Origin of the sequence: Streptomyces sp. B21-105 (assembly GCF_036898465.1) — a bacterium.
GTDB lineage: Bacteria > Actinomycetota > Actinomycetes > Streptomycetales > Streptomycetaceae > Streptomyces.
Window position 1 is genome coordinate 8994664 of record NZ_JARUMJ010000001.1, and the last position, 26816, is coordinate 9021479.

General features: G+C 68.9%; 20 protein-coding genes and 1 pseudogene. 12 read left to right on the forward strand and 9 right to left on the reverse strand.

Annotated features, from left to right (window positions below):
• Positions 1–149 precede the first annotated feature (149 nt).
• Both QA802_RS40245 and QA802_RS40250 read left to right on the forward strand, forming a co-directional pair.
• The gene (locus tag QA802_RS40245; protein ID WP_334533819.1) at positions 150–1250 is read left to right on the forward strand and encodes a PAS domain-containing protein; all 1101 of its coding nucleotides are present in this window, start codon (positions 150–152) and stop codon (positions 1248–1250) included.
• Between the two features lie 481 nt (positions 1251–1731).
• Positions 1732–2619 (forward strand): SCO6745 family protein, encoded by an 888-nt coding sequence (locus QA802_RS40250; RefSeq protein ID WP_334533822.1) that lies wholly within the window; start codon positions 1732–1734, stop codon positions 2617–2619.
• Between the two features lie 559 nt (positions 2620–3178).
• Here QA802_RS40250 and QA802_RS40255 read toward each other — a convergent pair.
• Together QA802_RS40255 and QA802_RS40260 are read right to left on the reverse strand one after the other, a co-directional pair.
• The gene (locus tag QA802_RS40255) at positions 3179–4939 is read right to left on the reverse strand and encodes a S8 family peptidase (RefSeq protein ID WP_334533825.1); all 1761 of its coding nucleotides are present in this window, start codon (positions 4937–4939) and stop codon (positions 3179–3181) included.
• 908 nt (positions 4940–5847) lie between these two features.
• Entirely contained in the window at positions 5848–9426 is a 3579-nt protein-coding gene (locus tag QA802_RS40260; RefSeq protein ID WP_334533828.1) for a HEAT repeat domain-containing protein, read from the reverse strand.
• A gap of 441 nt (positions 9427–9867) precedes the next feature.
• Between QA802_RS40260 and QA802_RS40265 the strand changes: the two genes are divergently transcribed.
• Positions 9868–10074 (forward strand): hypothetical protein, encoded by a 207-nt coding sequence (locus QA802_RS40265; RefSeq protein ID WP_306945182.1) that lies wholly within the window; start codon positions 9868–9870, stop codon positions 10072–10074.
• A gap of 12 nt (positions 10075–10086) precedes the next feature.
• Here QA802_RS40265 and QA802_RS40270 read toward each other — a convergent pair whose 3' ends face one another.
• The 4 genes from QA802_RS40270 to QA802_RS40285 form a co-directional block, all read right to left on the reverse strand.
• Complete coding sequence (locus QA802_RS40270) at positions 10087–10401, reverse strand: cytochrome P450 (RefSeq protein WP_334533833.1); 315 nt, start codon at positions 10399–10401, stop codon at positions 10087–10089.
• Entirely contained in the window at positions 10402–10743 is a 342-nt protein-coding gene (locus QA802_RS40275) for an STAS domain-containing protein (RefSeq protein ID WP_334533836.1), read from the reverse strand.
• Positions 10719–10952, reverse strand: coding sequence for a hypothetical protein (locus QA802_RS40280; protein WP_334533839.1), 234 nt, complete (start codon positions 10950–10952; stop codon positions 10719–10721). Before QA802_RS40280 ends, QA802_RS40275 begins: the two co-directional genes overlap by 25 nt.
• Before the next feature lie 163 nt (positions 10953–11115).
• Entirely contained in the window at positions 11116–12006 is an 891-nt protein-coding gene (locus tag QA802_RS40285) for a MerR family transcriptional regulator (RefSeq protein ID WP_334533842.1), read from the reverse strand.
• 547 nt (positions 12007–12553) lie between these two features.
• Here QA802_RS40285 and QA802_RS40290 point away from each other — a divergent pair.
• Positions 12554–12871 (forward strand): annotated as a pseudogene (locus tag QA802_RS40290) (transposase); the annotation flags it as partial.
• Between the two features lie 5 nt (positions 12872–12876).
• Here QA802_RS40290 and QA802_RS40295 read toward each other — a convergent pair.
• Entirely contained in the window at positions 12877–13068 is a 192-nt protein-coding gene (locus QA802_RS40295) for a TSCPD domain-containing protein (RefSeq protein WP_334533845.1), read from the reverse strand.
• Positions 13069–13499: 431 nt separating this feature from the next.
• Between QA802_RS40295 and QA802_RS40300 the strand changes: the two genes are divergently transcribed.
• Both QA802_RS40300 and QA802_RS40305 read left to right on the forward strand, forming a co-directional pair.
• Positions 13500–13853 carry a leucine-rich repeat domain-containing protein gene (locus tag QA802_RS40300; RefSeq protein WP_334533848.1) on the forward strand — a complete coding sequence of 118 codons (354 nt, stop codon included), beginning with the start codon at positions 13500–13502 and terminating at the stop codon, positions 13851–13853.
• Positions 13841–14218 (forward strand): leucine-rich repeat domain-containing protein, encoded by a 378-nt coding sequence (locus QA802_RS40305; protein ID WP_334533851.1) that lies wholly within the window; start codon positions 13841–13843, stop codon positions 14216–14218. Before QA802_RS40300 ends, QA802_RS40305 begins: the two co-directional genes overlap by 13 nt.
• 188 nt (positions 14219–14406) lie before the next feature.
• Here the strand turns inward: QA802_RS40305 and QA802_RS40310 are convergent, their stop codons facing one another.
• On the reverse strand, positions 14407–16377 hold the full coding sequence (locus QA802_RS40310; protein WP_334533854.1) for a glycoside hydrolase family 97 protein: 1971 nt from the start codon (positions 16375–16377) through the stop codon (positions 14407–14409).
• A gap of 134 nt (positions 16378–16511) precedes the next feature.
• Entirely contained in the window at positions 16512–17696 is a 1185-nt protein-coding gene (locus tag QA802_RS40315; RefSeq protein ID WP_334533857.1) for an ROK family transcriptional regulator, read from the reverse strand.
• Between the two features lie 316 nt (positions 17697–18012).
• Here QA802_RS40315 and QA802_RS40320 point away from each other — a divergent pair, with 316 nt between their 5' ends.
• From QA802_RS40320 to QA802_RS40345, 6 genes are all read left to right on the forward strand, one after another.
• A complete protein-coding gene (locus QA802_RS40320; protein ID WP_334533860.1) occupies positions 18013–19284 on the forward strand; it encodes an ABC transporter substrate-binding protein in 1272 nt (423 codons plus the stop codon).
• A 15-nt stretch (positions 19285–19299) separates the two neighbouring features.
• Complete coding sequence (locus QA802_RS40325; protein ID WP_334533863.1) at positions 19300–20268, forward strand: carbohydrate ABC transporter permease; 969 nt, start codon at positions 19300–19302, stop codon at positions 20266–20268.
• Positions 20268–21158, forward strand: a complete 891-nt coding sequence (locus tag QA802_RS40330; RefSeq protein ID WP_334533866.1) for a carbohydrate ABC transporter permease — start codon at positions 20268–20270, stop codon at positions 21156–21158. The genes QA802_RS40325 and QA802_RS40330 overlap by 1 nt, the downstream gene beginning before the upstream one ends.
• A 64-nt stretch (positions 21159–21222) precedes the next feature.
• On the forward strand, positions 21223–22758 hold the full coding sequence (gene arfA / locus QA802_RS40335) for an arabinosylfuranosidase ArfA (protein ID WP_334533869.1): 1536 nt from the start codon (positions 21223–21225) through the stop codon (positions 22756–22758).
• A 72-nt stretch (positions 22759–22830) separates the two neighbouring features.
• The gene (locus QA802_RS40340; RefSeq protein WP_334533872.1) at positions 22831–24336 is read left to right on the forward strand and encodes an RICIN domain-containing protein; all 1506 of its coding nucleotides are present in this window, start codon (positions 22831–22833) and stop codon (positions 24334–24336) included.
• Positions 24337–24518: 182 nt separating this feature from the next.
• A complete protein-coding gene (locus QA802_RS40345; RefSeq protein ID WP_334533875.1) occupies positions 24519–26816 on the forward strand; it encodes an alpha-L-fucosidase in 2298 nt (765 codons plus the stop codon).

Genomic DNA, 26816 nt, shown 5'->3' on the forward strand with positions numbered 1-26816 from the left:
CGTCGTGTGACTGTGCGTCAGCCAGTCCTGTACGGACGGAGACCGTTGTGCCCGACCCGAGCCTCAAGACACTGCTCGATAACCTTCCCGTGTCCTGGAGGGAAGTCGACGAGCCGTGCCCGGCGGGGGAGAGGGACGCCGAAGGACCCTTGACGACAGGTGGGCCCGCCGACACCGGCGGCCTCGCCGACCCGGGCGGCTCACAGCACACCCCGGACCGGCGGCACCATGAAGCGGGGCCCGCGGCGCCCCCCGGTGGCGCCGCCTTCGCGGACCTCGTGGACCTCGCCCCGGCGCCCGCCTTCATCCGGGACCGCGAGGGGCGCTACCTGTGGGCCAACCACGCCTACGCGCACCTCTACGGCACCGTGCCGCAGCAACTGGTCGGCAGATACATCGAGGACTTCGACGCCCCGGCCGAGGCCGAGCGGTTCCGGGCCCTGGACCAGCAGATACTCACCCGGGGCAGGCCCGTCCGCCACACCCTCCGCTACCTGCGCCAGGACGGCACCACGGGCCGCGCGGTCGGCCACCGCTTCCCGGTGCGGGAACACTTGCGTACGTGCGTCGCCGGCATCTACGTGGACATCACCGACCACCTGCGGGCCACCGCGCAGCGCCAGGAGGCCGAGGAGAACCTCAGTGCCCTGCGCGACCACAGCGGTCTGCCCTGCGCCCTGTTGTCGGCGAACGGGCGGGTGATCGAGGCGAGCGTGGCGGCCGCCGAACTCTTCCACCTCGGCCTGACCGACCTCGTGGGCCGCCGCGCCCACACGCTGCTGGCCCCCGAACCGGGACCGGACCTCGACCGGTTGCACCGCCGCTGGAACAGTCTGATAGCCCGCCGCACCCGACGTGTCGAGACCACGGCCGTGCTCGTCGACACTCATGGACTGCAGCGGCGGGCGGAGCTCCACCTGACGACTATCGGCCATTCCGCCGGCCGAGCGCGGCACGTCTGGGCCGTGATCACCCATCAGAGTCTCGCCCACGAGGCGCATCCGCCGCTCACCGCCGCGCAGATCCGCATCCTGTCGTTGCTGGCACAGGGCAGCAGCAACAGCGACATAGCCGCCTCGCTGAAACTGTCGCGGCAGACCCTCGACTACCACCTCAGCCGCCTGCGGCACCTGCTGGGCGCCGCCACCCGTCCGGCCCTCGTGGCCCGCGCGTACGTCCTCGGCATACTCGCCCCCCACACCTGGCCCCCGCGCTCGGCCACGGCGGCCCATCCCCTCAGCGCCGCGTGACCTCCGCGGGCGGGAAAACCCCCGTCCGCGCCGGCGCGTACCGTGAAGCGGCGAAGTGCGGTGGCGGGCGACGTGCCGAACAGCGGCGGCAGATGCCGCCAGGACAGCCGCTGGTCAGCACCTACACCGGTGCCGTGAACACGGTCCGGTCGCTCGTCACACGGAGTGGTCCCACCACCTTGCGCGAGAACAGCGAACGACGGCAGCACCGGGGCGGCCGGCTCCCGGCACCCGGGCGCCGTAAGGGCTTTGTGGATGACGATCGTATCGACCACGGTGCGTCACTCCCGTGCCCCGTCTCGCAAGAGCCGGGGCGGCGTGGCCATCGTGGACCGGCGCGGGGAACCGGTTGCAGGGTGGTAGCCGCCGGAGCCGCTCTCCAGTAGCATACCGACCAGGCGGTACGTCGACGGTGTCCCCTGCGCCGTCATGTGCTCGATGAATACCAACGTTTCATCCGCCACAGGACGGAGAGCCGCTCATGACGCAGAACATGAACCGCGACAGCCTCGCCCTCGCGCGCGAGACCTGGAGAACCCTCGAGCCCTACCACGGGGCCGTCTACTTCTCGCCCGAAGCCGCAGCCCGGTACGACGAGTTGGGCGTGGACGCCAGGACGGGATACTTCGCGTCCCGTTCGGCCGCGCTCGGCGCGGCTTCTGCGGATCTGGTCATCGCCACGTTCTACAACTTCAATCCACAACTGGTGCGCCGGGCCATACCCGCGGCATGGAGAGTCGCTACGCCGCAGCAGTTCGCAGCTGCCCGGCTCGCAGGGATCGATGCCACGCTCCGCCGCATCCTCGGCGCGGAGGTCTCCTCGCCGACGATGGCCCGCGCGGCGGAACTGGCCCGTACCGCAGCGGAGGTGACTGTTGATCACCCACAGGGCCGCCCTCTTTTTGCCGCGCACGCCGCATTGCCGTGGCCGAGCGCGCCCCACCTCGTGCTCTGGCATGCGCAGACTCTGCTGAGGGAGTTCCGGGGCGATGGTCATGTGGGGGCACTGCTGACCGCCGGACTGAGCGGGATCGAAGCTCTCGTCACCCATGCCGCCGCAGGCGACGTCGATGCAGGGGTACTGCGCGACTCGCGGGCATGGACGCCGCAGCAGTGGGGCCAGGCCGTCCAGAGTCTATGTGAGCGTGGATGGCTCGACGACGGGCCGCACCTGGCCCTGACCGAGGAGGGGGCGCGGCGCAGGGCGAAGATCGAGCACACCACCGACAGGCTGGCCGCCCTCCCGTATCTCACCCTCGGTCCTACGGCCTGCGTCGAACTGTGCTCGCTGGTCAGGCCGTTCAGCCTTGCGGTGGCGAAGGAGCTCCTGCCGTGGGCAGTCGGCCGCCTGAGCGAAGGGAGCGGATGAGGGAGGGCACCGAGGTCGAGAACGCCCGATGGCGCCTGAACCTCGGTTCGTGACCACCCCCTTGCCCTCGAACGGAATCGTCACGTCCGTGGCCGCCCCCCCCAAGATCTGTGCCAGAACCAAGGTGCCACAGCATCCGGCGATCAAGGGGCTGGCAGATGTGCACGGGAAACGGCGGTGCCGGCGTCAGTGAGAGTGGCCGCCTTCGCGGTCCGGCCGAAACGGCGGCCCGCGCTCGGGCCGGCCGGTACTCCTCAGGGCCGGCCGGTACTCCTCGCGGGCACGGCCCTGCGGCTCCTGTGGGGAGGCGCAGGGCCGCACGGTGAGCTGGAACCCGCCCCAGGCCGTTCGCGGCTTCATGGACGCATGCCCTCCGGCATGGACGCACGCCCTCCGGCATGGTGGCCCTGACCGCGGCGCACACCGCAGCCCAGGCCCAGTGCCCTCCGTCGCCGAGCAGTTCGCAGCCCTGGCCGAACAGACCGCAGCCGCCTTTTCCGCGGCCGCGGAGCCGTCGCCGACGCAGTGCGCGCTTTACCCGGCGGTGCCGGGTCCTGCGTCAGAAGGTCAGGTTCCAGGCGTCGATCTTGCCCGTGTCGGAGGCGGCGTTGTCGTTGACGCGCAGCTTCCAGGTGCCGTTCGCGACCTCCGAGGAGGCGTTCACGGTGTAGGTCTGGGCGATGTTGTCGGCGCTGCCGCCGGCGCGGTTGTGCAGGGCGTAGACGGTGCCGTCCGGCGCCACCAGGTCGACCTTCAGGTCACCGATGTAGGTGTGCTTGACGTCCACACCCACCTTGAGGGTGGCCGGGGCGTTGCCGGTCACGCCGGTGACGGCGATCGGGCTCTCCACGGTCGCGTTGTCGTTGATGGTGAAGTCCGCGATGTTCTCGAAGTACTTGCCGGGCGGCGGGGTGGTCCCGACGGCCTTGAGGGCGTCGACCTGTCCCTCGCCGAAGAACGAGTTGTTGGCCGTCGTGCCCGTGCAGCGGTTGTCCGAGGGGCAGGCGATGTCGTTGGCCTGGGTGGCCAGCTTGGCGCGGATCTGCGCCGGGGTGATGCCCGGGTCGGCGCTGGCGATGAGCGCCGCCACGCCGGCCACGTGCGGGGTGGCCATCGAGGTGCCGCTCTTGCTGCCGTAGCCGCCGCCGGGGACGGTGGAGTACACGTTGCTGCCCGGCGCCGCGACGTCGATGACGCCCTGCCCGTAGTTGGAGAACGAGGCCTTGGTGATGCCCGTGCCGTTGGCCGCGACGGTGACCACGCCCGGCAGTTCGGTCGGGATGTCGAGGCAGGCGTTGGTGATGGTGCGGGTGACCGGTGTCGAGTCGTTCGGGCTCGCGGAGTCGGTCGTCTTGTGGGCGAGGTCGTAGTTCTCGTTGCCCGCGGCGGCGATCTGGAGGGAGCCCTTGCCTTCGGCGTACTCCTGGGCGCGCTTGACGCCCTCGATGATGGCGGCCTGGTCGATGTTGTCCGGGCAGTTGAACTGCCACGGGTCCGTGTAATAACTGTTGTTGGTGACCTTGAAGCCGTGGTCACCGGCCCAGACGAAGCCGCAGATGGTGTTCTCGGCGAAGAAGAAGGCGTTGCCCGGTTCGGCGACCCGGACCGCGGAGATCTTCACCCCGGGGGCCACGCCGACGACGCCCTTGCCGTTCTTGGCCGCGGCGATGGTGCCCGCTACGTGGGTGCCGTGCGTGTCGACGTCCCGCCAGGCGCCGGCGCGGGTGTCGGGCTTGCCGTAGGCGCAGGAGACCGAGTCGGCCGCATCGAAGTTGGGCGCCAGGTCCTGGTGCTGGTCGTCCACACCGGTGTCCAGGATGCCGACCTTGACGGAGGCGGAGCCCGGGTTCACGGCCCAGGCCTGGTCGGCCTTGATCTGGCTCATGTCGGCCCGTACCGGTTCTCCGGCCGGGGTCGAGGACTGGGCCGGATTGGCCGGGAGCGCCGGGGAGTAGGCGTCGGCCGGGACGTCCGAGGTGCGCGTGGCGCCGACCTGCTGCACGCCGGCGACGCCCCGCATGGTGGCGGCGAATCCGCTGGACGCCGAGTGGGCGACGATCACGCCGATGGCGTCGAAGTTCGAGAAGACGGTGCCGCCGTTGGCGGCGATCGCGGAACGGACCGCCGAATTGTCACCGGGGGCGGTGATCACGAGGTAGGCACGCGTGCCGGCCACCCAGGTCGCACTCAGGGAGGCCGGCACGGCGGCCGGAGCGTGGGCCTTGGCGGCCGGCGCGGTGGAGGGGGCGACGGGGAGCGTGCCCGCGAGGGCGCCGGGTGCGCCGAACGCGAGGGCTGCGCCGAGCGTGGCCGCCAGCACCAGTGTGCGTCGAGGTCGGCTGGATCTGTGGGGTATCAATGCGTCCTCCGGAGACGGCCCGGCCGTGCTGAGGGCACCGGCCGGGCCGTACGAAACGAGTGGTGGATGCAAGATGTCAGACGGCTGGTCCTGTGCGGAAGTACCTTTCCGTGCCGGGAAGTTACAGGGGCATGGCTGAAAAGAGACACACTCCGGGCATCCATCGGTGAGGGGGAGGTCGAAGATCGCGTTGCGGGCGGCGGCCCGGCTGGGCCAGGTACTCGTGTCGAGCCGAACGCGATCAGCGGGATTGCCTGACCGCGCCGACGCCGGCGACGGTCCGCCGGGCACAGCCCGCGTGTCTTCTGACACCTGATCATTTTGATCCGGTTGACGCGGCCTTCTACGACGCCGGAGCTCCACGGCAGTGTTAGGCCTGCTGTGACGGCAGCGAGATCGCGTTCGAGGCCGTTGACGAAGGTGTGGAGGCTGGGGAGGTCGTCGGCGCGGACCGCCTTGATCCATTGCGGGAGCTGGTCACCCTGGAGCTGGATGAGTATCTTCCCGAACGCGCGGACGTGCCCGATGAGGGCATCCAGTTCGGGGCAGTCGGCGAGGACGGACTTGACTTTCAGGCGCTCGCTCTCCGGCAGGGTGTCGGGGTGAGTCAGGATCCAGCCGGTGACCGTGCGTGGGGACGGCGGGCGGGCTGCAGGTGCGGTCGGGGATGTGCGGAACGGCTGGAGCGTCTTGATCTCTTCCCAGAGGGTCCAGGCGTTCGTGCTGCCTTCGGCCCATCGCTCGTGCAGGTAGGGCTGAAGTCGTCGAGCTTGGGCCTGCCAGCCCGGGCACCGAGCCCCGGCCGTCCGGCATCTGACACCGACTCGGATCACAGTCGCCCGTAGACCCGTCACGGGCCGGATGGGCCGTCACATGTCGTCGGCGAGGCGTTCGGCCAGGGCCAGCATCTCCGGGTCGTGGGGCCACCGGTCGGCGAGCGCCCGCACGGCCGCCTGTCGCACTCGCCAATCGGAGTCGTCGGCGGCCCGCTGACGCAGCAGCACCTCGGTGGCGGGGTCGTGGCGCCAGCCGCCGGCCAGCGCCTCGACCGCCGCGCGCCGGCTCGTCGCTTCGGTGCCGTTGGCGACGATGCCCCGAAGCAGCTCGCCGGTCGCCCGTTCCTCGCGCCAGCCCGCGGCCAGGAGGTGGATGACCTCAGCGCGCAGGAACCCGTCGGGGTCGTCGACGGCGAGCCGACGCAGCAGATCGCGGGTCCGCGAGATGCGAAAGCCCAGGACGAGGGCCCGGACGGCAGCCGTGCGGACGGAGGAATCGGGATCCTTCACGGCCCGCTCACGAAGCAGTTCCTCGGTCGCGGGGTCGTCGCGAAGGCTCGCGCCCAGCATCCGTACCGCCGTCGTCCGTACGTACGTGGCATCCAGGCGGACCGCGAGTCTGGGCAGCAGCAGCCGGGTGTCCGGGTCGTCGCGCCATCCGGAGGTAAGGGCGAGAACAGCCATTTCGCGCGTCCTCGGCTCGCCCTCGCCGTCGGCGATGCGGCGCAGCACCGCTCCGGCCTCGGGGTCTCCCGGCCACAGAGAGCCGAGGGCCCACAGCGCGGCCTGCCGCACCGACTCGCTCGCCTGTGAGGCGGTGAGTCCGCACAGCCACGGCAGCGTACGCGGATCATCGCGCCATCCCGTGGCCAGGACCCGCACGGCGGCCACCCGGACTTCCGCGTCAGGGTGTCCCTCGGCACGCTCGCGCAGCAGCAGGGGAGTCCTCGCGTCGGCGCGGCGGTCGGCGACGAGTGGCCCGAGTGCGGTGATGCGTAAATCCTCAGCCGGTGCGGGGTAGGACGCGAGGGCAGCGTCAGGGCGGACGGGCCCGGGCCGCATCCGGTCGAGCGCCTGCTTCGCGGCGTCGCGCAGCCACCTCTGCTCAGCCTGACCGGCGGCGACGTCCTCCAGCAGCTCCGCGGTCCGCGGGTCGTCGGGCCAGCCCTGGACCAGGACCGGAAACAGGTCAGCCCGCAGGTCCGGGTCCCGGTCGTGCGCGGCCCGCTCGCGGACGGCGGCCCCGGCGTCGGGGTCGCCCGGCCAACCGGAAGCGAGGCACCGCACCGCGGTGAGGCGGACTTCGGGATCCGGGTCATCGGCGGCGTACCGGCGTATCGCGTCGAACGTCTCGGGCTCGTCGCGCCAGCCGTTGACGAGTGCTCCCAAGGCTCCCCGGCGTAGGTAGGTGTCGTCGTCGCCGAGCCAGTGTCGCAGCGAGCGTGCGGCGGACGGGTCCGTGCGACGGGCCAGGGCGAACAACCGGACCCAGCCCTCCCTCATGTCTCCATCGGGGTCCGTCTCAGCGCATTCGCGCAGCAGTTCGGCCAGTCGCGGGTCATCGGGCCGTTCCTGGACGAGCGCGCGCAGGGCCTCCACCCTGGTGGCCGGCGTGGGGCCGAAGACCGCCTGGCCGTAGAGGTGCTCGTAGAACTCCGGGTGGTCGCCCAGCAGTGCGGCGCCGACCTGTGCGGCCGGTGGTACCTCGGACCAGGCGAAGTTCTCCCCTTCCCTCATGACACTGAGGAACTGACCGCGCGCCAGGTACCAGTCGCAGTACTGCCGATGGACAGCGGGACAGCGTGCGCCGAGCCGGGCGAACACGGGCGGCAGGGTTTGTTCCACCGCGAGCATCACCGGCGAACCAGCCTGCGCTCGTTCCGCGACCACGTGTTCGATCAGCGCGATCACCGCGCTGACGACGGCGGAGCACTGGGCAGGCAGTGCGCCGGGGTCGCGGACCTCACCGAGGCAGCGGGCGGCGAGCACGATGTGGTGGGGGATCTCGCGCGAAGACGCCCCGGACAGGCGGACGAACCACAGCGGATCCGCCGCCAGGAGGTGGTCGACGATCCGTCCGGCGACCCGAGGTTCGACCATGCCCGCGGTGAGGACGAGGGGTTCGTGCCGGGAGGGGTCGTTCCAGTGCTCGCCGTACTCCTGGTGAACCAGCGCGTCCTCGGTCAGGCTGCACTCCACGGTGAGCCGGTGGTGGAGATCCGCCGCGTCGAGGTATTCGAGCAGCGCGCGATGGAGGAATCCGTACATCGCGCCGCCGAAGTGACTGAGGATCCCGTTGCGTACGCGGAACTCCTCCAGCATCGCGCGGGTGAGCGCCGACGAGCGATCGGGTGGGAGCTTGTCGCGCAGGTAACCGTCGAGCTCCGCGGTCAACTCCCCGTCCGTCAGGAGGTTTCCCGCCGTCCCGCCCGCCCCGGTCCGCATCCGATGGGCCACGCGGCGCAGCAGCTCCATCCGCTCGCCGGCGCGCAGGCGCCCCGCGTCCTCGGCCACCCGTTTGTCGCGCGCGAACCGGCCCGGGTCCCACTGGGCGATGAACGTGCTCACGGTCTGTTCGAGCACCGCGCGCCGGTCCCTCGGCAGATCCCGGTGTTCACCGCGAAGGGCCAGCAGGGTGAGCATCAGCGGGTTGCCCGCCAGCTCAGCCGCCGCCGGTGTGTCGTCGACGGCGGCCCGCAGCCGCTCCCGCAGACGGGCCGCCTCGGCGGGCTGTTCGGGGAAGGCCGAGCGGTACCAGAGGGTCACGAACGCGTCGATCCGCACCCGGTCGAAGTCCCGCAGTACATGGACGCGAAAGCCCTCGCGTTCGAGTACGGCGTGCTGGTAGTCGACGATCCGGGACGTCACCACGAGGCGAGCGCTCGGGTAGCGTTCCGCGAGCCCCGCGATCTCGCCGGTGACCTCCTCGCGCAGCCGTGGGTCGAAGACCTCGTCGAGCCCGTCGAAGATCAGTACCGCGCGGCCGCCGGTACGCAGGTACGCGTCCAGCACGTCCTTCGGCAGGCCGGGCCCTTGGGTGTGGTGGAGGCGGTCGACGAGGTCGAGGAGTGTGCCGGTGCGCCACTGCGGGTCGGCGTACGCGCCGAGCTCCACCAGGAGCGGCAACGCCCCCGCGAGCGGCGCGAGATCCGCGTCAACCTCGTGGTCTTTGTCCATCGCGTCCGCGAGCGTCAGTGCGAGGTAGCGAGCCAGTGTCGACTTGCCGTGGCCCGGGTCGCCGAGCAGCACGATCCGGCGCGCGTCTTCTTGGGCCAGCACCTGGAAGGCGGGGCGGGCCCGGCCGTCGTCCAGCGGCCAATGGTCGGAGGCCGATGCGTCGGCGCGGCGGGCCGACGGTGCGCCCAGCCCCCCACCCTGCGCCGGCGTCTCCGGACGAACGGCCGGGGCCACGAACACGTCGGTCAACCGGAGTGGATCGGAGCGGACCGGCGAATGCGGGGAGGCGACGACGGCGAGGTGTACGTGCCGTCGCCGCAGTTGGGCGAAGTACGTCTTGCGCGCGGCGTCGAAGCCGGCCGGCGCGGGGCGGACGCGGCGTGCGGAAACGGCATCCTTGTACCAGCGTCTCCACTGATCCTCATCGCCCAGCGCCGCGTTCTCCGGCCCAAATCCCTTTGCGTCCCTCGCCCGCTTGATCAAGTTTTTCAGCACGGGACTGAATGTGTTCCAACTCCCCGGGTGGTGGCCGCTGACTCTCATCCAGTCGCTGATAACACTCCTGCTCAAAGTCTTCTCGCTGTCGGTGCCCCCCGGCTTTTTTGCCGCCGCTGTCAGGTCGGCGCGTCTGGCGGCTTTCGCCACCGCTGTCAGGTCGGGGTGTCCGGCGGCTTCGTGCAAATCCCGAAGCTGCTTGATGAACGCCAGCCGTTCCGCGCTCGGGACGCTTCCGCCTGCCATGAGACTCCCCCTCCGGCGCGTCTCGCCGTCCGGTCCGGTCCGGTCCCGTCCGGGCCGGACAACTCGCAGAATCTGATCTGACCTGTGCCTTTGCACGGGTCGAGGTGAACGGTCGCCAGCGGGGCGGCCTTGTTGCTGCTGAACTCAGGCGAGACCGACTACCGATTACTTCCGATCGAGGAAAAGGAGTCTTCCATGAGCACCGCGATGATCACCCTGCTTTTCGGAATCTGCCTCGCCCTTTTGGCGTCCGCCCTGTTCGCGGCCGTCGTCGGCTTGGCGGCCCGCATAGGAGGAGCGAGTCCCGCCTCGGCCTTTTCCCGGGCCGGTGACGCATTCACCAAGGCCCTGAATCTCACGCTGCTGATCATCGGCCTCGTCGTCACCGTCGCCGCCCGTTGAGGCATCGGCGGTTCACCCCTGCTCGTCGCCCAGGAAGAGCGGCGGGCGGTGGACGACGTAGATGGGCATGGCGTCGCGCATCTCGATGTCCCGCGCCGGCCGCGCGAGCCGGAGGCCGGGGAAGCGCCGGAACAGTTCCATTAGGGCGATCTGCATCTCCAGGTGCGCGAGCTGCTGGCCCGCGCACTGGTGGATGCCGAAGCCGAAGCCCAACTGCCCCTGCGCGGCCGGGTTGGCGATGTCGAGGGTGTCCGGGTCGGGGAAGCGGGGGGCGTCGCGGTTGGCGGCGACCAGGGACACCGTCACCGCCTCACCGGCACTGATCACCTATCCGGCCAGCTCGACGTCCTCCAGGGCGGCCCGGGTGGGGCCCGCGTGGATGATGGTCTGGTGCCGCATGACTCTTCCACGGCGTGCTTCGGGCAGGTCGAAAAGCCGAGTCACGGGTGGGTGTGCTCTGACCACGGTGAAGGGGGCTGTCCCCAGGTGGGTGCTGGCCTGGGATTCGAGGAAGCTGGCCCGGGCTCCGAGCAGGACGTTCAGCGCTGAGCAGTCGCAGAAGGTCACCTGGTCCAAGTCCACCTCGATGTGGCGAGGGCAGCCCGCCAGTGCCTGGTCAGTGGCCTCTTGCAGCCGTGGGCTGGTCACATGGTCCAGCTCTCCGGACACCAGGATCGTGATGCGGCGCTCCGGAGCTCCCAGCCGTCGCTCTTGGCTGCGGACATCGCCGCGTCCAGGGCCTGGCCGGTCACCGCCTCCAGAGCGTCCCGCAGCTGGGCGACCAGCCGGAGCCGTTGCGCGGGCACCAACTGCTCCGCCTCCGTGGAGAAGCGAGCCACGTCCGTCGCCAGGGTGCTGATCCGCGGGTCAGCGCTCATGGCCTCAGCATGCCCCCGTGTCAGCGGTCAGTTCGGAATCCCCACGTACGGCCAGTTGTGGTGTCACTCTTGGTTACGGCCCGGGCTCGACGTCTGACCCGATCGGTCACATGCGGATGAACGCGACCGGTTGTCGGGCCACGTCAGTGCCAGGCACAGCCGATCAGCTGCCCGCGGAGTGGGCGTCGGCAAGGGCCTCGCCGAAGAGCCGTCCGGCGAGTTCCACGCAGCGCATCCGGGCAGGAGAGAAGTCGTAAGGCATCTTGGTGATCGCTGCAGCGGCACTCATCTCTGTGCCCTCCTCCCCTTTCAGGTCGGCGTCGTAGATCTCGAAGATCTTCTCCTCGGCCGCGTCGAGACCAGCTGCCTCGATGGCCTGATTCAGGGCCATTTGGTGAGCGCATCGCTGTACGGCGAGCTCTTCGACGCGCGGGTCGTCGGGTTCGACGCCGTCATCGAGGGCGGCCTCGGCCGCCTCAAGGCGGTCCTCCTCGGCCCGCAGGTCGGGGTGGGTGGCCAGCACGATGAACGTGCCGGCCTGGATGGCGGCGCCCAGCGGCCCGAAGATCCGTTCCGTGACTAGCAGGGCGTCCAGATCGGAGGGGCGCAACGCGCCCGGGGGCAGGTGGCTGAGCCGGTCCGTGACCAGTTCGGAGAGCAGCCCCAGCGGGCTGCCCACCGCCTGCAGGCGCTGGACAGCCGCGCGCCGACGTTTGATGGCGGCCTCCTGCGCCGCCAAGGTTTCCTCCAGCCTGCTCAGGACCGACTCGATGTCCGGGGCTTGGTCCAGGGCTTCGTCTCCGGCTTCGTCCCGGGCTTCGCCGAAGGCGGCCCGCATGTCGTCCAGGCTGATACCGGCACCAGCCATCTTGCGGATCCACAGCAGGCGGGTCATGTCGTCATAGCCGTAGCGGCGGCGGCCGTCCCCGCCGCGCTCGGGCTCCGGCAGCAGACCGATCTCGTGGTAGTGGCGGATGGCGCGTGGGGTGATCCCGGCGAACGCAGCGGCATCACCGATCTTGACCTGCCGGGGAGGCGTGAGGGAGGCGTACATCGCAGACAGAGCCTTTCGTGCTGTGGTGCCCCGACCCCACCACATGCCGCTACGGCATGTGCAAGAACCCCATCCAGGTGCCATCGGGGCCAAGCCCTAGCTGCCGCCGGGACCGATCAAGAACGACGAACCGTCCGGTGACGCAGAGTGAACACCGGCGGCCAGATAGCTCCCCGCCAAGTGACCGCCGCTGGGGAATTCCCACCAACCGTCGAGTTGGCATGCTTCCGGCGTACCGTCGCGGACCGAGTGCGCCCAGGCGCACAGCGTTGACGGCGGAAGCACGCAGCCTGGAAAGCCGGGCCTCCTGGGATGAGACAGGAACGAGCAGCACCCCGGCCCAGCCGTCACACCTCAGGACCCATCGACCCCAGCTACACCGGCTGCCTCTTCCGCACCGCAGCTCCACCCATCGGGAATCAGTCTATAAACCACCAAGGTAGATGAAAACGACCTCTTATTGATCGTTTCCGTTCCGTGCAAGAGCGTGAGCTGGCGGGATGTTCCCGCGGAACGGATCGGCTGCAGCGGTGTGACGGCCTGGCGGCCCCGCATCCGCGGGGTGCGCGGGCGGTCACGTCACCGGCCAGGCCGGCTGTTCGCAGACCGCGGCTACGACTACGACTACGACACGTACCGTCGGCTTCTCCAGGCCCGCGGCATCACACCGAAGTTCGCCCGGAAAGGCACCGCGCACGGCTCCGGACCGGGGAAGACCCGCCGGGCGGTCGAGCGGACCTTCGCCCGGCTCCACCAGTTCAAACGACTCCGGATCCGCTACGAGACACGCGCCGACCTCCACCTCGCGCTGCTCCAACTCGCCTGCATCATCATCTGCTTGAGACGACCCCGAACCTCATTCTGAAATGATCAGTTAAGCGGAACCCCATGCCGGAGGCCCTGGGTGATGGTCGAGGAGAAGGCGTCCATTATGGCCGCGAGCGTGGAGCCCTGCTTGGCCATCCGGATCAGCATTTCGGCAGGGGCCCCGTCCTCGGTGCATGCGACGGTCAGGTACCCCTTGCCCTCGCCGACACTGAACGACCGGGTCGTCGACTGCATGCGCCGCAGAGGATGCTGCCGGGCCGGCTCGACAGCGTGCTCCCCGCTGCGCGTTCGCGTCGTGCTGCCACCGAACCGTACGGCCATGGAATGATCCCCATCCTTGGTCGCGAATCTGGGCAGAGCGCAAACGAATACTCAAACTGTGGGTATCAAATCGATGATGACCACAACATGTTGGGGCACGCCGAGCGAGCCCGCCTGAAGCCACGAGGGGCACAGTGACGACAACACCCCAACTGCACGGTGGTGTTGGGGTCTGTGAGCGCGTCGGTGAGCCGGTCTTCCGGCACGGTACCGTTGCCACGGGCTGTCTTCCGTGCTGCGGGACGCGAGCGCGTGACAGCAATGCACGTGCACGGGCTCGCCCCTGGCCCGAGGGCTGTTTCGACAGGAATCAAGTCCGGATCATCATCGAAAAGGACCAGGCTGTGCAGCACGTGTTGAATCTGTGGCGGCAACAGCTCGGAGAAGTACCCGAGTCGTTCTGGCAACGCACCGAGCTGAACGTGCTGATCCTTGCGGACACCGGACTCACCGTCCTCCCGGCCGAGATCGAGACGTTGTACCGGCTGACCACCCTGGACCTCGGCCACAACAGCCTCACGTCCGTCCCGGACGAGCTCGGCGACTTGACCGGCCTCAGCGGCTGTCTCTACCTGCACGACAACAACCTGTCCCAGCTCCCGGGCTCGCTGGGAAACCTGACGCGCTGCACTACCTCAACGTCGGCGAGAACGCTCTCGCCACCCTGCCCGAGGCCGTCGGCGGGATGGCCGACCTGATCGAGCTCCGGGCACAGCACAACCGGCTGGCCATGCTGCCCGACAGTATCGGCCGCCTCCGCAACCCCCGTGAACTCTGGTTGAGGGGCAACGGGCTGGAGAGCTTGCCGCCCTCTGCAGCCGACCTACGCGAACTACGCCACTTGGACCTGCGGGAGAACGCACTCGCCGAACTGCCGGGGATGCTGGCGGGCCTGCCCCGACTACGCCAGCTGGACGTGCGAAGCAATCACCTCACCCGGCTGCCGGACTGGGTCGTCGCCATGCCCTCACTGGAAAAGCCGGATCTGCGCTGGAACCCATGCGGGCTCGCCCCGCAAATGGTGACCACGCTGGAGCGGCGGGGACGCATCGTCCTGACGTGACTGAGCGAGGAGAAGCTCACTGCCGGGGCTGCCAGTCGTGCTGACGATCCAGGCGTGGTAGCAGTTCGAAACGGCGGAGCCAGACCAGACCAACTGGGACAGCTTCCGGCATGCACTCGCCCGCTACCAGATCAGCTGAGGCCACCCACATCCGCAGATCTCAACCGACCGAACCCGCGTCCGTCGCGTCAGCTCGGCCTGAGGACGATCGCCTGGCCGCCCGCGGGAGCCATCGCCACGTTCAGCGTGGTGGCCGAGGTGACCGTCCGGGTGCTGGCCACGACCGGCGTCTGGTAGGGGCTGGTGCCCGGGGTGCCGTCGGCGTAGACGGTCGCCGTGTATGTTCCGCTGCCCAGGAACGTCAGCGGGAGCGACAGGGTCCGGGACGTCTCGTTGGTCATCGCCCCGAGGTACCAGGTGTCGCCGTTGCGGCGGGCGACGGCGACGTACTGGCCGATCGATCCGGCGAGGGTGCGGCTCTGGTCCCAGGTGGTGGGGATGGCGTCGAACCATGGCAGCCCCGGCCAGTTGGACGTGTTCGCGTACTTGGACGGCGAGTCGTACCAGTAGAGGAAGTTCAGCGGCTGGTAGAAGACCGCCGCCATGGCCATCTGGTGGACGTTGGTGGTCTGGTTTCGCGACTGGCCGTAGCAGATGGTGTAGTCGATCGGCCCGCCGATGTTGCGGGCGAACGGCAGGGTCACGTTGTGGCTCGCGGTCGGGAAGCGCTCGTTGCCGCGCACGCCCTCCATGGTGACCCAGTTCGGGTACGTCCGTTCGTAGCCGAACGGCCGCACGTTGTCGTGCATGTCGATCAGCAGGTTGTACTTGGCTGCCGTCCTGACCCAGTTCGTGATCTGGTTCGTCATCGCCTGGGTGCCGTCGTTGACGAATCCGAGCTTGACCCCTACGACGCCCCAGCTCTTGTAGAGGCTGAACAGATTGTCGGGGGTGTGGGCCGCTACGCGGTCGACGTAGAGGATGACGCCGATGCCCTTGCTCGTAGCGTAGGAGATCACCGAGGGCAGGTCGATGTCCGCTATCGGCTTCGTCGCGTCGGTGCCTCTGACGTCGCCGTACCAGCCACCGTCGTACTCGATGAATTGCAGGCCACGAGCCACGGCGAAGTCGACGCCCGCCATCCCGGCGGCGGTGCTCAGCTGTACACGGAAGGCCTTGCCGGGCTTGATCCACGAGGTGTCGGCCAACGCGGTCGCGGGGGCCAGGTTGAGCACCAGCTCCGCGTTGTCGACCAGTTCGGCGTGGTTGGAGCCGGTCACCACCGCCCGCCAGGGCGTGGCAAAGGGCGTGGTGACCGTCGAGGTCGTCTGGACCGTGTCCCCACCGCGACCGGTGTGCTCCATCAGATACGCGGCGAGGGTGCCCGGCTGCCCGGACACGGAGCGGAGCATCAGACGCGGGAAGTCGAGGCGGGAGGATTCGCAGATGCAGGCGATCACGCTGCCGTCGGCGTACCTGGCGGTCAGCGGCAGGTCGGTCAGCGGGCCGGTGTCCGTGGTCGAGGTACCCGTGGAGGGGATCGATCCGGGCACGACCGGGTTGTAGGGGTCCTCGTCACGGGCGCTGTAGACGAGAGTGCCGTCGGGGAAGGCGAACGTGGTCAGTTCGTCGGCGATGGTGGCGGTGCCCTTGCCGAGCAGCACGTACCGGAAGGCGACGCCAGTCGGGTAGGCGCGGATCTGGACGCTGAAGTTGATCAGCGAGGCGGTGTCCTGGAGGTTCCAGCGCATCTCCTGGTAGTGGTCGCGGACGGTCGCGTTGCGGCCGTACACCGGAGTCCAGGTGTTGTCGATGGTCCAGTGCTGATAGTTGGTGATCACGGTGCCGGCGGCGCCGAGCACCGTCCCGTCGCTCAGCTCGAGGCCGAGAGCCGAAGTGTCGACCAACCTCACGCCTCTTCGCTTCGCCGACCAACTGAGCGCGCCCGAAGTGAGCGCCATCGTGATGGTGGTGCTGCCGTCGGGGGCCGTCGCGGTGACCGAGGCGTCGGCCGCCGCGGCCGTTCCGGCGGCGCCGGCACCCAGCGCCGCGGCTCCCATGGTGACGGCTGCTCCCTTGAGGAGTCGACGCCGCGAGAGCCGTCCCGGGGCACTGGCCGACGGCTGTTCAGGTATGGCGTGGCTCGCTGAATCTGTCATGACTCGTGCACCTCTCCGTTGCATGCATTTCCATGTGAACACAGACGAACAAGGTCAAACGTTCCTGGGCGCAGGCGCAGTTGGGCCCGCGCGGACGTTCCGTCCTCAAGCTGAAGCCGCTCACCGCAGGAAGGTCAGGACAGGAACCCTTCCAGGACGAGGGTTGCCGCGCCGAGGCTGACCGGGTTGCGGTCGATGGGGCAGAGACTGATCTCGGTGCCTTCCCAGGGTTCGGCGAGGGCGTAGCGGGAGGCGGTGTCGCGTACGTGCGGCAGCACGGCGCCGCCCAGACTGTCGGCGACCCAGCCGGTGAGCACGATGATCTGCGGGTTGCACAGGTTGATCAGGTTGGCGATGGCGATGCCGAGGTAGCGGCCGGTCGTGGCGATCACCCGCTGTGCGGCGGGGTCGCCGGCCGCGTGGGCGGTGGCCAGGGCGTGGATGGTCGCCGTCTGGTCGTCGGGGTGCAGGAGCGGACTGTCAGGGTCGGTCTCCGCGAGGTGCTGCATGATGCCGGGTGCGCCCACGTAGGTCTCCACGCAACCGACACATCCCCGGCGGCACTCGCGGCCGTCGATGACGAGGTTCGTGTGGCCCCATTCGCCGGCCGTGTTCGTGGCCCCGCGGTAGAGCGCCCCCTGGACCGCCAGGCCCGCGCCGACGCCGGTTCCAAGGGTCAGGACGGCGACGTTGTCGTGGCCGCGGGCGGCGCCGAACCACAGTTCGGCAACGGTGCTCGCACGCAGCGGGTTGTCGAGGAGGACCGGCACATCAGGGACCCGATCGGTGAGCAGGGCCTGCAGCGGTACGTCTTTCCAGTTCCAGTTCGGGGCGAAGACGGAGGCCGTGCCGTCCGGCCGTACCTGGCCGGGGATGCTGACGCCGATCCCGAGAATCCTGCCGCGCTCCACCTGGGCCTGCGCGATCGCGTCGTCGATGCCGCGGACGATTCGGTCCACGACGTAGTCCGGCGAGTTGGCGTGCGGGTGCAGTTCGTACTCGGCTCTGGCCAGAACCCGCAGAGCGGGGTCGAAGACCTCGACGTGGACGTAGGTCTCGGCGATGTCGACGCCGATGAGCCGGGGGCCCTCAATGCCGGGCGCGAGAAGGTTTCGCGGGCGTCCGCCCCCCGAAGCCTGCTGCCCTATCTCGGCCAGAAGCCCCAACTCGTGCAGCTCGTTGACGATGTCGGAGGCGGTGGCCACCGACAGGCCCGTGGCCGAGGCGATGTCGCGCCTGACGACGGGCGCCGAGGCGATGAGATGCCGCATCACCGCGAAACGGTTGGTCCGGCGTATGTCCTGGTACGTCCGCTTCAACGACGCTGTCCTGTGCTCGATGGGGCTGGGGCACCTGATCGTAACCACGGGGGTACGTCGTTGGAACTGTCGTGCACAGACTTTTTCTGGCTTGTTGACGAAGGGGTGTAGCGCGCATAACCTGCGTCTCGCTCCGCTCGCTGCAACCCCGTCAGCGGCAGGAATTCCCCCCTCCGATTGCGCGCCCCTCCACCCTGCGGGTTCGCGTCGCGCTCATACCGGCCGCACTCCGCGGCCGTCCACAGCGTCATCACCCGCTGGTGCGGTCTCTTCCTCAAGGCCCGGCCCACACCCGTTCTTCACAGCAGAGGTGCCCATGTCCCCTGAGCAGAACCCCAATACATCGTTCAGCCGCAGATCCTTCCTGCGCGCCTCCGGCACCGTGACGGCGGCGGGATTCCTCGCCGCGTGCGGCGGGAACACCGGTCGCGGCGGCTCCACCGGCGGTAAGGCGGCGATCAGCCAGTGGTACCACCAGTACGGCGAGGCGGGCACCCAACAGGCGGCGCTGCGGTACGCGAAGGCGTACACCAAGGCCGACGTGTCGGTGCAGTGGATCCCCGGTGACTACGCCTCCAAGCTCTCCAGCGGCCTGGTCTCCAGCAGCGGCCCCGACGTCTTCGAGTTCCACCCCGACGTCCAGATGGCCAAGTCCGGGCAGATCGTGCCGCTGGACGACATCATCGCGGAGGTGAAGTCCGACTTCACGGAGAAGGATCTGGCCGCCAACTCGGTTGACGGCAAGGTCTACGGCATCCGCATGATCGACGACCCGCAGTTCCTGTACTACCGCAAGAGCCTGCTGGAGAAGGCGGGCGTCCAGCCCCCGACCACCTTCGACGAGCTGATAGACGTCTCCCGCAAGCTCGACAAGGACGGGGTCAAGGGCCTGTACCTCGGCCTGAAGGGCGGCAGCGACATCCTGGCCAGTCCCCTGGTCTGGGCCACCGGCAGTGAACTGCTGACCGCCGACCACAAGGTCGCCTTCGACACCCCGGCGACTGTCGAGGGTCTGAAGAAGATGCGCGAGCTCTACACCAGCAAGACGCTGCTGCTCGGCGCACCCACCGACTGGTGGGACCCGTCGGCGTTCATCCAGGGCCTGACGGCGATGCAGTGGTGCGGCTTGTGGGCGATGCCCGGCATCCAGAAGGCACTGGGCGACGACTTCGGCATCGTCCCCCTGCCCGGCATCGGCAGCGCCGGCCGCCCGGTGGTCTACAACGGCGGCTGGTCCACCTACGTGAGCGCCAAGGCCAAGGACGTCGACGCGGCCAAGGCGTTCGTGAAGTGGCTGTGGATCGAGCAGACGAAGCTCCAGGAGGACTGGTGCACCTCCTACGGCTTCCACATCCCCCCGCGCAAAAGCCTGGCGGCGAAGGCCACCAAGCTGCAGAGCGGCACCGCCGCCGAGGCGGTGAGGCTCTTCGAGACCAACGGGCACTACGACGACCCTTACTGGACCCAGGGCATGATCACGATTTCCCAGGACATGGTGAACAACGCCGTGGTCAGCGGAAAGAACCCCGAGTCCGAGGTGGCCAAGGCCCGCACCCGGGTCGAGGCCGAACTCAAGAAGATCGCCTGAGGGGCCCTGACAAGCATGACAACCACCACCACCGGGGGCGCCCGTACGGGCGCCCCGGCGCCACCCGGCCCCGCGGCGAAGGTGAGACGTGACAGGCACGGGAAGCGAGGCAGCACCCGCACCTTCTGGCTCTTCGCGGGCCCCTTCCTGGCCGGTCTCCTGCTGTTCGTCTACGTACCGGTCGGCTGGAGCTTCTACCTGAGCCTCTTCCAGGCCCAGAACACGGTCACCCCGACGAAGTTCGTCGGCCTGGACAACTACGCGGACATCCTCACCGAAGGGCCGTTCACCGACAGCCTGTGGACCTTCACGCTCTTCGCGCTGATCGTCGTCCCTCTCACCTACGTCCTGGCTCTGGCGCTCGCGCTGCTCGTCCACCGCATCCGCGTCGCCCGCGCCTTCTTCCGTTCGGTGTTCTTCATACCCACCGCGTGCTCCTACGTCGTGGCATCCATGGTGTGGAAGCTGTCGATCTTCAACGGTGTGCGCTTCGGTCTCGCCAACACCGTCCTGGGCTGGTTCGGGATCGAACCCATCGCCTGGATCGGCACCGTCTCCCCGCCCTGGTACTGGATGGTGCTGGTCACGGTACGGCTCTGGCTGCAGCTGGGCTTCTACATGATCCTCTTCCTGGCCGCCCTCCAGCAGATCCCCAAGGAACTGTACGAAGCGGCCTGGACGGACGGCGCACGGCCCGGCTGGCAGACCTTCCGGCACATCACCCTGCCGCAGCTGCGCACCACCTCGGTCGCCGTGGTGCTCCTCCTGTTGATCGCGGCCTACCAGGCGTTCGACGAGTTCTACAACCTGTTGCCCAACACTCCTTACGCACGGCCGCCGTTGGTCTACCTCTACTACACGGCTCTCGGGCAGGGGCAGGACTTCGGCCACGGCAGCGCCGGGGCGCTGGTGCTGTCGGCACTCATCACGATGGTGACGCTGCTGCAGGGCAGGATCTTCGGCTTCGGAAAGGCGGACAGCTGATGGCCACCTCCTCCACCACCCCTGTCCGCGGCCGTCCACGCGCAGTCAGGCGTCCACGCGCAGTGAGCGGACGGGCCGGCAGCTTCGCCCTCTACACCGTCGCCGTCGTCGCGGCGCTGTTGTTCCTGGTCCCGTTCTATCTGCTGATCCGCAACAGCCTGGCCACCGACGCCGACCTCACCGGGGTGCACTGGAAGTTCTTCCCCACCGAGCTGCACTGGGAGAACATCCCCGAGCTGTTCAACGACCCCGCGGTTCCCATGGCGCACAGCATGTGGAACTCCCTCGTCGTCGGGGTGCTCGGCACCGCCGGGCAGTTGCTGGTGTGCTCCCTGGCCGGCTACGCGCTCGCCCGCGTCCCGTACCGGCACGCCAACAAGATCTTCTACGCGGTGCTGGCCACCCTCATGATCCCCAGCGCGGTCACCTTCGTGCCCAGCTTCGTCCTCGTGTCGTCACTGGGCTGGGTCTCCTCCCTGCAGGGTCTGATCGTGCCCGGCCTGTTCAGCGGCTTCACCGCCTTCCTCTTCCGGCAGTACTTCCTCGGCTTCCCCAAGGAACTGGAGGAGGCCGCCCGGATCGACGGGCTCGGCAGCTGGGGCACGTACTGGCGGATCGTCGTCCCCAACTCCACCGGCTTCTTCTCGGCGATCGCGGTGATCACCTTCATCACCAACTGGAACGCCTTCCTGTGGCCCCTGGTCATCGGCCAGGACCAGTCCAGCTGGACGGTGCAGGTGGCCCTGTCGACCTTCACCACCGCGCAGACCGTCAACATCCACGAGCTGTTCCTCGCCGCCACCGTGTCGATCCTGCCGCTGGTGCTCGTCTTCCTCTTCCTGCAGCGATACCTGGTCGAAGGCGTCGCCCACACCGGCATCAAGGGCTGACCGCAGAGCACCCCGGCAACGTACAGAACGCCACTCTTCGCACCGATCCATCCCGGAGTGATCCATGCCCAACCCCGCCAGCCGTCCGCCGCTCGCAGGGGCCGTACATCTGGACCCCGACTTCACCATCGGCGAGGTGAATCCGCGGCTGTTCGGATCCTTCGTCGAGCACCTCGGCCGCTGCGTCTACACCGGCGTCTTCGAACCGGGCCACCCCAGCGCCGACGAGGACGGCCTGCGCACCGACGTCCTGGCCCTGATCCGGGAACTGGGCGTCACCATGGTCCGCTACCCCGGCGGCAACTTCGTCTCCGGCTACCGCTGGGAAGACGGAGTCGGGCCGGTGGAGCAGCGGCCCCGCCGGCTCGACGGCGCCTGGCGGACCGTCGAGACGAACCGGTTCGGGCTGAACGAGTTCATGCGCTTCGCGGCCAAGGCCGACGTCGAGCCCATGCAGGCCGTCAACCTCGGCACCCGCGGCCTGCAGGAGGCACTCGACCTGCTGGAGTACACCAACCACCCCGCCGGCACGGCCTTCTCCGAGCTGCGCCGCTCGCACGGCGTCGACAAGCCGCACGGCATCCGGCTGTGGTGCCTGGGCAACGAGATGGACGGCCCCTGGCAACTCGGTCACAAGAGCGCCGACGAATACGGCCGCCTGGCCGCCGTCACCGCCAAGGCCATGCGCGACGTCGACCCCGGCCTGGAACTGGTCGCCTGCGGAAGCTCCAACCGCGCCATGCCGACCTTCGGCGCCTGGGAGGCCACGGTCCTGGAGCACACCTACGACCTCGTCGACTTCATCTCCTGCCACGCCTACTACGAGGAGAGCGACGGCGACATCGACAGCTTCCTCGCCTCGGCCGCCGACATGGAGGCCTTCATCGACGGGGTGGTCGCCACCGCCGACCACATCAGGGCCAAGCGCCACTCCGACAAGCGGATCAACCTCTCCTTCGACGAGTGGAACGTCTGGTACCAGAGCCGGCCGGTCAACAACACCGACACCCCGGACTGGAGCGTGGCCCCGCGCCAGCTCGAGGACGTCTACAACATCACCGACGCCGTCGTGGTCGGCAGCCTGCTGATCACCCTGCTGCGCCACTGCGACCGCGTCACCGCGGCCTGCCTCGCCCAGCTGGTGAACGTCATCGCCCCCATCATGACCGAGCCCGGCGGCCCGGCCTGGCGGCAGACCATCTTCTACCCCTTCGCCGACGCGGCCCGCCGCGGCCGGGGCCAGGTGCTCCGGCTCGCCCTGGACAGCCCCGTCCACGACACCGCCCGCTACGGCGAGGTGCCCCTGCTGCACGCGACCGCCGTCCGGCAGGAGGACGGGACGCTCACCGTCTTCGCCGTCAACCGGGACACCACGAGGCCGCTCGAACTCACCGCCGACCTGCGGGCGTTCAGCCCGGCGGCCGGGCAGGTGACGCACACCGCCCTGGCCGACCCCGACCGCCACGCGGCCAACACGCTCCAGCACCAGGACCGCGTGACGCCGAAGCCGGTGACCGGCACCGTCACGGACGGCGGACGGCTGAGCGCCCTTCTGCCACCGATGTCCTGGAACACCATCACCATCCCGCTCGCCCCCTGAGCGACCCCAGGATCCCACCGCACGACCCGCACGCCCCGCCCAATCCCTGGACCTCGACGGAGAGGTGACACCATGCCAGACACCACATCACACCGCACACCCCCACCGCGCACCAGATGGCGGATATCCCTCGCCACGCTCCTGACCCTGCTCGGCAGCCTCGCCGCCCTGCTCGTACCCGCCACGCAGGCACAGGCAGCCACGGTGACCTTCACCACGGGTGCCGCGCGCACCGACCAGAACGGCAACACGCTCCAGCTGCACGGTCTGGGCATCATCAAGGTGGGCAGCACCTGGTTCGGCTTCGGTGAGGACAAGACCGGCGAGACGTCCGCGGACACGTCGTTCCAGGACATCACCTGCTACTCCTCCACCGACCTCGCCAACTGGACGTACCAGGGCCAGGCGCTGAGTCGGCAGGCCAGCGGTGACCTGGGCCCGAGCCGTGTCGTGGAGCGGCCGAAGGTCATTTTCAACGCGTCGACCGGCACGTACGTGATGTACATGCACATCGACAGCACCACCTACGCCGAGGCCAGGGTCGGTGTGGCCACGAGCAGCACACCGTGCGGGCCGTACACCTACCGGGGCAGCTTCAGGCCGATGGGCAACCTCAGCCGTGACCTCGGCCTGTTCCAGGACACCGACGGCACCGGCTATCTGCTGAGCGAGGACCGCAACAACGGCCTGCGCGTCTACAAGCTGTCCGCCGACTACCTGTCCGTCGACAGCGTGGTGACGACCCTGGGCAGCGGCGGCAGCAGCGGCAGCGTCGAGTCGCCCGCCATGGTGAAGATCAACGGCATGTACTACGTCTTCGGCTCCCACCTGACCGGCTGGAGCCTGAACGACAACATCTACGCCACCGCCACCTCGCTGAGCGGCCCCTGGTCGGCGTTCCGGAACTTTGCCGCCCCCGGCACCAAGACCTACGGCAGCCAGACGGCGAACGTCATCACGGTCCAGGGCACCTCCGGCACCACCTACATCTACGCCGGCGACCGCTGGGACACCGCCAACCTGGGCGCTTCGAAGCTGATCTGGCTGCCGCTGACCATCAGGGGCACGACGGTGAACCTCGGCCAGTACCCGACCTGGTCCCTCGACGCCGCCGCCGGCACCTGGACAGCCGGCAGCGGGATCCCGTCGGAGGGGGTCCACACGCTGAAGAACGTCAGCAGTTCGATGGTGATGGACGTCTCCAGCGGTTCCACCGCGGCCGGCGCCAAGATCATCCAGTGGGCGTCCAACGGCGGTGCCAACCAGCAGTGGACCCTCACCCGGGTGGCGGACAACATCTTCACGCTCAAGAGCGTCAAGAGCGGCCTGTGCCTGGACGTCCCCGACAAGGCGACCACCGCCGGCGTCCAGTTGCACCAGTGGACCTGCAACGGCGGGACGAACCAGCAGTGGGCCCTCGACCTGACCGGCAGTTACACCGGCAGCAACTACATGCTGGTGGGCATCGGCAGCGGCCTGCACATCGGCGTCGCGGGCTCCACCGCCCAGGGAGCGGCGGTGGACCAGGAGCTCGGCGGCAGCGCGAGCGTCAACAGCGAGACCTGGACGCTCTCCTGACCCGCGTGCCCCGGCGGCCATGCCACCGAGGCTCGCGGGGCTCCACTGCGCCTCGCCGTTCCCCACGCGACTCGTTCCTGTTCGGCCCGGACGCTGAGCCGCAGTGTCTGTGCTTGTCCCGCGGACACACAAGGAGAATCTCCATGCCAGAACCGATCACCCGACGATCAGTGCTAGTAGGCATGGCGGCGATGACGGTCGCCGCCGCCGTGACGCCCACCCTGGCGGCACCCGCTCATGCCGCCTCCAGCCAGCCGCTGCCGCTCCCTCCGCTCCGCATCCCCAAGGTGGACCTGGGTCTGGAGCAGCAGCCCGACGACAAGACCCGGTGGCTGCAGGACGCGAAGCTGGGCATGTTCATCCACTGGGGTATCTACTCAGGCCCGGCCAAGGGCGAGTGGTACATGGAGAACGCCGCCGTCACCCCGGAGAATTACAAGAAGTACTTCACCGACGCGACCGGCGAGCAGTTCACGGCGAGCGCCTACGATCCGGCCGACTGGGCCCAGCTGGCCAAGGACATGGGCGCGAAGTACACCGTCCTGACGACACGGCATCACGACGGCTTCGCCCTGTGGCCCTCCACCCACCCCAACGCCTTCCACGCCGGACAAGCCCCGATGCGGCGGGACTTGATCAACGAATACGTCACCGCCGTACGCAACGCCGGTCTCAGAGTAGGCCTCTACTATTCGCCGATGAGCTGGCGCTATCCCGGCTACTACGACGTCACCGGCACCAACTGCCTGCCCAACAAGTGGGGATACACCACTGATCCCGCGCACAAGGAGAACGCGCGGATCATGAAAAACGAGGTGTACCAGCAGGTCAAGGAACTGATGACCCAGTACGGCAAGATCGACGACATCTACTGGGACGGCGGCTGGCTGGGTCAGCGCGGCACGGACGCGGACGCCGCCTTCTTCTGGGAGCCCGGCAAGTTCCGCGACAGCGCCAACGACTGGCCGGTGGACGCCGCCTACAGCGAGACCGACTCCGCCACCGGCCGCCCTCTCGGCCTGATGGGCATGGTGCGCAAACACCAGCCCGAGGTCACGGTCAACCTGCGCACCGGCTGGATGGGTGACTACAACAGCGAGGAAGGCCCCTCCATCCCGACCGGCGCCATGCGCACCGGGCAACTGGCGGAGAAGAACTTCACCATCTGCGGCACCTGGGGCTACAAGGCCGGCGCGCCCGTGATGAGCTTCAGCACGGTCATGAACATCCTGGTCAACTCCTGGGTGCGCAACATGACCTGCCTGGTCAATATCGGCCCTGACCGTACGGGAGCGGTACCCGCCGACCAGCAGGCCCTGGTGCGCAGGATCGGTTCCTTCCTGATCACCTGCGGCCAGGCCGTCTACGGCACCAGCAGCGGACCGTGGCAACCGGTGGACGGCCAGTACGGCTTCACGTGCAAGGACAACACCTTCTACGTCCACCTGCTGCCCGGCTACAGCGGTACGTCCTTCACCACTCCCCAGATCGGGGACGCGCAGGTCACCCGGGTCTTCGACGTGGCGTCAGGCGCGGACCTGCCGTACAGCGTGGACGGCAACGGCAAGGTGACCGTCACAGGCATCAACCGCACCCGCATCCCCGAGGACAGCATCGTCGGCGTCACGCTGGACCGGACGGTGTACCCCACCGACATCGCCGCGGGCAGGGCCGCCACGGCGAGCAGCGAGCAGACCTCCCAGGGCAACACCGCAGCGAAGGCGGTGGACGGCTCCACCGCGACCCGCTGGTGCGCGACCAACGGCAACACCGGCCACTGGCTGAAGGTGGACCTCGGGGCGGCCAAGTCGATCACTGGTACGCGGATCGCCTGGGAGTCCGCCGCCACGAACTACCGTTACCGGATCGAGGGTTCCGCCGACAACACGAACTGGACCACACTGGCCGATCGCACCGGCACCACCAGCACGAGCCAGGTGCAGGTGTCCGTGTTCGACGCACAGGCACGGTACGTGCGGGTGACGGTGACCGGACTGCCCTCCGGCGCATGGGCCTCCATCCGCAGCCTCGAGGTCTACGATCGGCCCTTCGCCGCGGACCTGGGGACTTTCCGGCTGGTGAACCGCAAGAGCGGCAAGGTGCTGGAGGTCAGCGGTGCCTCCGGCGCCGACGGCGCGGCCGTCGTCCAGTGGCCGTGGTCCGGTGGTACCAACCAGCAGTGGAAGCTGGTGCCGAACACCGACGGCTCCTACCGGCTGTCCAACGTCCGCAGCGGCAAGGTCCTGGACAGCCCCAACGGATCCGCCCAGGGTGCGGGCCTCGACCAGTGGACCGCCACCGACAGCAGCAACCAGTGGTGGAAACTGGTCCCCGCCACCAGCGGCTACTACCGGCTCGTCAACGTCGGCAACGGATGGTGCGCCGACGTCAAGGACGCCTCCACCGCGGACGGAGCGAGGGTCATCCAGTGGCCCAGCACCGGCGGGACCAACCAGGAGTGGCAGGTGACCGCCCTGTAG

Excerpts from the sequence above, each read along its gene's own strand:
- QA802_RS40305 (WP_334533851.1), top strand. The coding sequence starts at position 13,841 with ATGGCCGACCTGATCGAGCTCCGGGCACAGCACAACCGGCTGGCCATG.
- arfA (WP_334533869.1), top strand. The coding sequence starts at position 21,223 with ATGCCCAACCCCGCCAGCCGTCCGCCGCTCGCAGGGGCCGTACATCTG.
- QA802_RS40265 (WP_306945182.1), top strand. The coding sequence starts at position 9,868 with ATGAGCACCGCGATGATCACCCTGCTTTTCGGAATCTGCCTCGCCCTT.
- QA802_RS40285 (WP_334533842.1), bottom strand. The coding sequence starts at position 12,006 with ATGTACGCCTCCCTCACGCCTCCCCGGCAGGTCAAGATCGGTGATGCC.
- QA802_RS40330 (WP_334533866.1), top strand. The coding sequence starts at position 20,268 with ATGGCCACCTCCTCCACCACCCCTGTCCGCGGCCGTCCACGCGCAGTC.
- QA802_RS40320 (WP_334533860.1), top strand. The coding sequence starts at position 18,013 with ATGTCCCCTGAGCAGAACCCCAATACATCGTTCAGCCGCAGATCCTTC.
- QA802_RS40325 (WP_334533863.1), top strand. The coding sequence starts at position 19,300 with ATGACAACCACCACCACCGGGGGCGCCCGTACGGGCGCCCCGGCGCCA.
- QA802_RS40295 (WP_334533845.1), bottom strand. The coding sequence starts at position 13,068 with ATGCAGTCGACGACCCGGTCGTTCAGTGTCGGCGAGGGCAAGGGGTAC.
- QA802_RS40250 (WP_334533822.1), top strand. The coding sequence starts at position 1,732 with ATGACGCAGAACATGAACCGCGACAGCCTCGCCCTCGCGCGCGAGACC.
- QA802_RS40280 (WP_334533839.1), bottom strand. The coding sequence starts at position 10,952 with ATGAGCGCTGACCCGCGGATCAGCACCCTGGCGACGGACGTGGCTCGC.
- QA802_RS40310 (WP_334533854.1), bottom strand. The coding sequence starts at position 16,377 with ATGACAGATTCAGCGAGCCACGCCATACCTGAACAGCCGTCGGCCAGT.
- QA802_RS40345 (WP_334533875.1), top strand. The coding sequence starts at position 24,519 with ATGGCGGCGATGACGGTCGCCGCCGCCGTGACGCCCACCCTGGCGGCA.
- QA802_RS40340 (WP_334533872.1), top strand. The coding sequence starts at position 22,831 with ATGCCAGACACCACATCACACCGCACACCCCCACCGCGCACCAGATGG.